Origin of the sequence: Sulfitobacter sp. HI0129 (assembly GCF_001635395.1) — a bacterium.
Classification (GTDB): domain Bacteria; phylum Pseudomonadota; class Alphaproteobacteria; order Rhodobacterales; family Rhodobacteraceae; genus Sulfitobacter.
On sequence record NZ_LWGH01000640.1, the window covers coordinates 1 to 4,792 of the forward strand.

Below are 4,792 nucleotides of genomic sequence, written 5' to 3' on the forward strand. Positions count from 1 at the left end.
CGAAGGAAACACCCGTGTTGCCGTATTGCGGGAGCTCGACCGCAAATTCCACTCTGGAAAGTTCGCGGGAACCTTCCGGCGCGTAACCGCTAAAATTGTTCCACAAAACTTTGGTGATCGTGAGATTGCCATCCTTCTAGCTGGGATTCACGTTCGGGGGTCTGGTGTTCGAGACTGGGAGCGTTACGTTCAAGCACGTTTCGTTTTCGAAACTGTTGTGGGCCGGCCCGGAAAGCCGCCAATCATGAACCAAACCCAACTTGCCGAAAGCATGGGCAAGTCTGAGTCTTGGGTTACCCGCCTCAAACACGCTTACGAGTTTGCACTGAAATTTGTTGAGCACAGCGATAGTGAGGAGAACCCGCGCAAACTGGCTGCTGACAAGTTTTCCGTCCTTGAAGAGATCAGCAAAGCTCGTGCGATTGGGCCTCAGCTTAGGGACTTCGACAACGCCGCGCATGATGGCCTCCGGGACGAAGTTTTTGATATGGTCCTTAACAATGCGTTCAAGGAGTATCGTGACGCTCGATTTTTGAAAGAGTTTCATGATGATCCCGATCTTTGGCATCAGCTGAACTCAGGCGAGGAGCACATCGCCAACAAGTTGGCAAAGCAGGTCGAGACTAAGAGTAGCAGCCCGAAAGCGAAAATCGCAGGCCTGCCACAGCTGATCAAGCGATCGTTCGATCGGGGAGAAGCAGCTTTCGACGATGAAGACGTGTCTCAACTGCAGCAAGCAATTGATCTTATTGAGGATCAAGTTCATGAAGGCGTTCAGCCCTACCGCCTAGCGATCAAGAAAGCCGCAAGAACCCTTAATAAGGCCAGCCGCGCGGATGTGCTCGATTTGTCGGATCAAGACCTGAAGGAGTTTCGCGAGGCACATAGCTACTTTATCGGCTTAGTGGAAGCACACGGTTCGGGCAATTCAGGTAGCGACGCATGACCTACACACTGCTCCAACACCAAGAAGAGGGCGTAGGGTTCTTAACCGGCAATGCGGCCGGTCTACTGGCTTTTGAGCAGGGTCTCGGCAAGACGCTAGTGGCTATTGATGCGTTTCGACGTCTGCTGGATGGCGGCACTGCTGACCGGCTATTGGTGGTTTGCCCTAACTCCTTAAAGCGGAACTGGCTGGCCGAACTGAGAAAGTTCGCGCCTTTTCTTTCTGTGGACATTGCTGAGGGGCCACCAAAGAAACGCAGGGAGATATTCAGAGAATCTAAGGCGAGGGTGGTCGTCACGAGCTATGAAACCGCGCGAGCTGAAACAACCTCACTGATCGCACTATGCCAGAGGCAACGAACTATTTTGGTCCTTGATGAGTCCCATGCGGCCAAGAATTGGCGATCGCAGACCTCTGCTGCGATGCGTACTGTAGCGCCTCATGCAAATCGCCGGTGGCTTCTATCTGGAACACCAGTGACCAATACCGCAACTGATCTACACACTCAGGTCAATATTCTGGAGCCAGGCAAGTCCCCATTGGGCTCGGAGGAGGCCTTCCGGGCGCAATTGGAGTTCGACCCTCATGCAAAATTTGCTCAAGCGACTTTTGATCGCCTAATCCTTCGACGCACCAAGGAGCAATGCTTGGACCTGCCAGAAAAATCCTATGTGGATGTCAGGGTAGAACTGCCTGATTGGCAGCGTCGCGCATATAATCAGATGCGTGACGAGATGATCGCCGAGATACGCGACCTTTCAGGGCAAGAGTACAGGGCATATGCCGCCACGGCCTTGTCAAAACTGACGCGGCTCATTCAGCTTGCCAGCAACCCGGCGTTGATCTTCCCTGATCTCGACAAACAGCCCGCCAAGTTCGAAACGCTCGACGGCTTGATCGGAGACATTCTGTCGGTACCAGGCCGAAAGGTGATACTGTGGTCGAACTACATTCGAACGATTGAAAGCCTTTTGGTCCGTATTCCTGGCGCAGTTGCAATCTACGGAGCGACCCCTAATACTGAACGTCAGGAAATAGCACGACGTTTTCAAGAAGACGCAGACACACGGGTTCTGATTGCGAACCCAGCGGCTGCCGGCACTGGTTTCACCTTCACCGCCGCCAGCTTCACAATATACGAGTCGCTATCCTGGCGCTACGATCACTATGCGCAAAGTCAGGACCGCAACCATCGCATTGGGCAGACTGAGCCCGTCACCTATATGAGGCTGCTCGCAGCCGACACGATAGAGGAAGCTGTCGTAATCGCGCTGGAACGTAAATCCGCGCTAGCACGTGGATTGCTTGGCGATGAGGGGGCGGACGCATCAGTGGCACAGTTGTCACAAGCCGAAATGTGTGAATTGCTTGCGAACAATCGCCTTCCTGAAAGGGAAGTAGCAGACCACACCACAATGGTGCTTTCTTAAACTATGCTACGGGTCACGTCGAAGCAGCGCCCAAATGGTATATCCCGTATTTGAGCTCGGGACACAAAGCTATCGTCGTATTGCCAGAGATTGGCGGCAAGGCGATGCTCTGCTGGTGGAGTAAGAATGGGATACGTCGGCGGTTGGTGCATGGTTTAAAGCGCGCGCTTTAGGTTTGTGGACATCTGAGCAGGTTAGTGATCGCCCTTGGCGTTCTCTGTGAATACAGACCACGAAGCGAACTGACAGTAACCCCCTCAAAACAAAGGAAATGGTGCGGGCGGTGGGAGTCGAACCCACACGGGCATACGCCCAACAGATTTTAAGTCTGGTATGTCTACCATTCCATCACGCCCGCATCTGGCGTTGTTCTTCAATTTTCAGTTTCGGGCCTATATCGGGCCTGAAAACAGTCTCTTAATCGCAACGCCTTGTTCCGTATGCATATTTCAGCACAGACGCAAGGATTTTAAGTCTGGTATGTCTACCATTCCATCACGCCCGCGCCGGGTGATGGGGCGCACCATAGCTGTCCGGGGCGCGGTGTAAATGCTCAGATGTCCTTACCCTTGGGACCAAGCGGCGCGCCGTCGGCCAGCAAGGCCGCCTCTGACAGCCATGGATTGTTTTCCACCGCGATGAGCAGCTGCGCGCGGGCCTCCTCCAGCCGGTTGAGCTTCATGAGGGTGAGCGCCCGGCCCGACTGGGCCGCGACATGGTTAGGCTGCAGTTTCAGCGCGATGTCCAGATCGGCGAGGGCCGCTTCGGGCCGGTCCTGCAGGAAAGCGATATAGGCGCGCTGGTTGTAGCCTTCGGCGTACTCCGGGCAATAGGCCACGAGACGGTCGAATTCGGCGTCGGCCCCGATGAAATCATAGGCATCCCGGCGGGCCATGCCCGCGTCCAGCACCTCTTGTGCCGCCGCGTCGGGGGCGCGCAGCCAGACCTCCCACATCTTGCCGGAGACCGCCCTGCCCTGTCGGAAGTCCTCCGCCGCGCGAGCCTCTTCGAAGAGCCCCTGAAGCTCTTCGGTCACATCCGGGGCGGGCGGGCATTCAGCCGCCACCGCGGGGGCGGCGAGCCAGAGAAGCAGGAGCGGGGTTTTCATGAGGTAGCGCATGACCAAAGGATGACGCAACGGCAGCTTTCGTCAAGTCCCGTCGGCGAGCATGGTTTCCTTTACCGCTTCCATGGCGACATAGGTGGAGGTGCTGGCCACATGCGGCAGGGCGGAGATCGTTTCGCCCATGAAGCGGCGATAGGCGCGCATATCGCGGCACCGCACCTTGAGCAGATAGTCGAAATGGCTGGCGATCATATGGGCCTGCTCGATCTCCGGCACCTTGGCCACGGCGGCGTTGAAGGCCCTGAGTGCTGCTTCGCGCGTGTCGTTGAGTCGCACCTCGACGAAGGCCACGTGATCGAGCCCCAGCCGGATCGGATCGAGCAGCGCGCGGTAGCCAATGATCACCCCGTTTTCCTCCAGCCGGCGCAACCGGGCCTGGGTGGGAGACTTGGACAGGCCGATGCGGCTGGCGAGTTCAGTGATGCTGATGCGGCCATCCTCTGCCAGCACGGAGAGAATCGCCGTATCGAACCTGTCGAGTGCTGACCGTTCGTTTGTCATGCGAATTCGTCTTTCTTCGGTGTCATTTCCTGCAATATCGCATCTTTTCGGTCCGTAAGGCTTGTCAACCTAATATATTCTTGTCGAAACAGCAAAGGGCTTTCCCATGGCACGTGATAGCGCGACACCCCTCGAACATCATATCGATACGGCGACCTACGCCGATCACGGCGAGGTTCTGGATAAACTGGTTCGCAGCGCCGATTTGTCGAGCGCGGAGCGTGCGGAAATCTCTGCCCATGCGGCACAGCTCGTGCGGGATATCCGCGGCACTTCGGCCCCGGGCATAATGGAAGTCTTTCTGGCGGAATACGGGCTCAGCACCGATGAGGGTGTCGCGCTGATGTGTCTGGCCGAGGCGCTGCTGCGCGTGCCGGACGCGGATACGATCGATGCGCTGATCGAGGACAAGATCGCGCCCAGCGACTGGGGCCGGCATATGGGTCATTCGACCTCGAGCCTCGTCAATGCCTCCACCTGGGCCCTGATGCTTACCGGGCGGGTGCTGGACGACGACCGGCCCGGGCCGGTGCGGCATCTGCGCGCGGCGATCAAGCGGCTGGGCGAGCCGGTGATCCGCACTGCCGTCAGCCGCGCCATGAAGGAGATGGGCCGCCAGTTCGTGCTGGGCGAAACCATCGACGCCGCGATGGATCGCGCCCGGGGCATGGAGAAGAAGGGCTATACCTACAGCTACGACATGCTGGGCGAGGCCGCGCGCACCGAGGCGGACGCCAAGCGCTATCACCTGAGCTACAGCCGCGCCATTTCGGCCATCGCAACCGCCTG

The 4,792-nt window shown here is 57.5% G+C and carries 5 protein-coding genes and 1 tRNA gene; 3 read left to right on the forward strand and 3 right to left on the reverse strand.

Annotated elements, in window-relative coordinates:
- On the forward strand, positions 1–946 hold a 946-nt coding region (locus A3764_RS25260), incomplete at its 5' end, for a hypothetical protein (RefSeq protein ID WP_161487504.1).
- Entirely contained in the window at positions 943–2,376 is a 1,434-nt protein-coding gene (locus A3764_RS16560; RefSeq protein ID WP_067924684.1) for a DEAD/DEAH box helicase, read from the forward strand. The genes A3764_RS25260 and A3764_RS16560, both read left to right, overlap by 4 nt.
- A gap of 272 nt (positions 2,377–2,648) precedes the next feature.
- Here A3764_RS16560 and A3764_RS16565 read toward each other — a convergent pair.
- From A3764_RS16565 to A3764_RS16575, 3 genes are all read right to left on the reverse strand, one after another.
- Positions 2,649–2,734: transfer RNA gene (locus A3764_RS16565), tRNA-Leu, on the reverse strand.
- Between the two features lie 195 nt (positions 2,735–2,929).
- Positions 2,930–3,484 carry a tetratricopeptide repeat protein gene (locus tag A3764_RS16570; protein WP_082850909.1) on the reverse strand — a complete coding sequence of 185 codons (555 nt, stop codon included), beginning with the start codon at positions 3,482–3,484 and terminating at the stop codon, positions 2,930–2,932.
- 42 nt (positions 3,485–3,526) lie between these two features.
- Entirely contained in the window at positions 3,527–4,003 is a 477-nt protein-coding gene (locus A3764_RS16575) for an Lrp/AsnC family transcriptional regulator (RefSeq protein ID WP_067924682.1), read from the reverse strand.
- Between the two features lie 106 nt (positions 4,004–4,109).
- On the opposite strand from A3764_RS16575, the gene A3764_RS16580 reads away from it, so the two are divergent.
- Positions 4,110–4,792: proline dehydrogenase family protein (locus A3764_RS16580; protein ID WP_330220539.1), on the forward strand; the 683-nt coding region annotated here is incomplete at its 3' end.